Source organism: Halomonas sp. 113, from assembly GCF_904067645.1.
Lineage (GTDB): Bacteria > Pseudomonadota > Gammaproteobacteria > Pseudomonadales > Halomonadaceae > Vreelandella > Vreelandella titanicae.
This window is the reverse complement of sequence record NZ_CAJFDU010000018.1, coordinates 1-2346: the sequence shown is the minus strand read 5'-3', so window position 1 is coordinate 2346 and position 2346 is coordinate 1. Positions and strand designations below refer to the sequence as shown.

The following is a 2346-nucleotide window of genomic DNA, read 5'->3' as shown; positions in this document are numbered from 1 at the left end:
TTGGTGAAGTATCTGCTCTCTAGCAAGTGAGCGTACTGAGCGAGCCATCAACCAGCTAATCCGTTGTGGGTTGAGTTTGTCGGCCACCTTTCTCTCTCGCATACCAACCAGATAATCCGGATACCCAATTTTAGAAAGGCAGTATGCACGTCACCTTTACCTGAAGCGTTCAGTTTCCAAGTGCTGGCTGATCGTGTTTTACAAGGGGATAGGGCGGCATTTGGGAACACCTCTATCACACTCGCGGATTGGTTTTCTATGGCGAGCTTCTTGGTTGGCGTTATGCGGCGCGCCAGTCGGCGGCCTACGTCACCCCTCGCGGGAGCGCTTCTGTCGTTAGGTATTCCCGTCGTGAATAACCGAATGCCTATATCTGGATTGGCGTTTGAGCTGTTGCCTATTAGCGAGCGGAGTGCTTTATTGACGGCGGTTGAGCGGTTAATGAGCATAGGTGTTGAGGAGGCGTTCAGGACGTTTGTCGCGTTCAATGTGAAAACGAGCGCGCTATTTGATCCTCGAAAGTCACCTCCCGTTGCACTGTTACCGATGCTATCACGATTATCTCATCATCCTCATGGGCCACATCGCCGCCGTGTTCAACCGGATCATCGCCCTGCATCGGAACGTGCTGTTAGAGCCTCTTGGGCGCGTTTAAAGCGCAGAATGAAAGCGGAGCCAACCTCTTGAAGCAACACAAAACGGTAGACTGCGATGAGTGTGGTCGAGAAGTCTCCAAATTGTGGCGACGCCATAAGGGGCATGGTTACTGCTCAACTTGCTATGCTCGTGAGTTTAAGCGGCGGATATGCCCACGATGTGGTGAGTTAGCTCGTTTGCCTAAGAATGACCCAGACGCCGTCTGTCGTCAGTGCGACGTCGACAAACCGTGTGCACGATGTGGAAAAGCCAGTTCAGACTACAACATCGGCAAGGTCACTCCCTACGGCCCTGTCTGTATCGCCTGCGCTCCCTATTTCAGAGAGCCAGAGTCCTGCGAGGAGTGTGGGGAATCCTCTCAACGTCTTACCCGAGTGACGCGTATGGGGCATGCTCATCGCTTGTGTCCACGCTGTGCGACGGCTGATCACGGTACCTGTTCTGCGTGTCGTCGACATCGCTTATTGGTGGTGGCACCCAACGGGGATGTGTTGTGCAAAGCCTGTAATGAGCGAGGGGAAATTGCCTGCCCATCGTGTGGTAATCCCATGCCAGCGGGTCGAGGCGATGCCTGTGAGCCCTGCTATTGGACGCGTACATGTCGTAAGCGGATCATCATTGGCCAAGCCGGTATCACCACCAAAGCGTTACGTGAGGCCTTTGGGGAATTTGGTGAATGGCTAATTCGTACCACAGGGCCGCATAAGGCTGCTCTCAAGATCAATCATTTCTTCTCGTTCTTCCTTGAGGTCGACCAGGCATGGTCACGGATACCGAGCTATTCGGAGCTGCTTCATCACTTCGGGGCGGAGGGGTTGCGGCGTGTAAGACTTCCTATGCGATGGCTGCATGAAGAGCAAGGGGTAGAGCCGGATCTCCAAGCAAAGAAGATCGACTCAGAGAAACGACGTATCAAAGCGTGTCTCAGGTCTATGCCGTCCGCTTCTTTATCAGAAAAAGCGCTGCATGCTTATTGGCAGCAATTAGAAACCCGTATAGAGGCGGGCAAAACGTCCCACACCTCCGCACGACTTGCACTAAGAGCGGCAGCCGCATTGCTACTCGCTACTGACCGGGAGGGGCAGCGACTTCCACAACAGGGCGATGTGGACAACTATTTGCAGGCGGTGCCTGGACAAGCAGCCTCGGTGACGGGGTTTACTAATTTCTTAAATCGCCAACATGCCACCACGTTGGCTCCTCGGGTGGATGTAAAACGGGCAAGAAAGCGGCGAAAAGAAACACTAGCCCGCACTCTGATGACGATGGCCCGGTGTGCTGATCAAGGAGAGGCCTGGAGAGAGGCATGGATCGTTGCTGCCATGGAGTATTTCCATGACACAAAAGTAACGCAGAAAATGCTTCGACAACAGACCGTAGAGCGGACGACAGACGGGATACAGGTGGTAGTGGGTGGCGTTACCTACTGGCTGCCTCTGGATATTGAGTGCTAAGACACTGATAGCGTGCAGTCACTTGGAGGGCCCCGCGACTCTGTAGGCGAATGTCGCCCCGCCGTTTGGACGGGGCTATGGCTCTCTACCTATATGCCAGGGCTCAAGGGGGTGCCAAAAGGCGTGTCATGACCGTTGAGATGACGTCAAAACCAGGTCTTCATAAATGCCCTTGATAGCCTTCTCTTCTGGGCTGTGGCGCTGTGGCTCCTGTTCCTGCTTTGGATGTAGTGGG

At 54.1% G+C, this 2346-nt stretch carries 1 protein-coding gene; it reads left to right on the top strand.

Translation table 11 applies throughout. The annotated features are described in order from the left end of the window. Positions 1 to 1205: 1205 nt before the first annotated feature. Complete coding sequence (locus tag YERSI8AC_RS00130) at positions 1206 to 2111, top strand: hypothetical protein (protein ID WP_101146615.1); 906 nt, start codon at positions 1206 to 1208, stop codon at positions 2109 to 2111. Positions 2112 to 2346 lie beyond the last annotated feature (235 nt).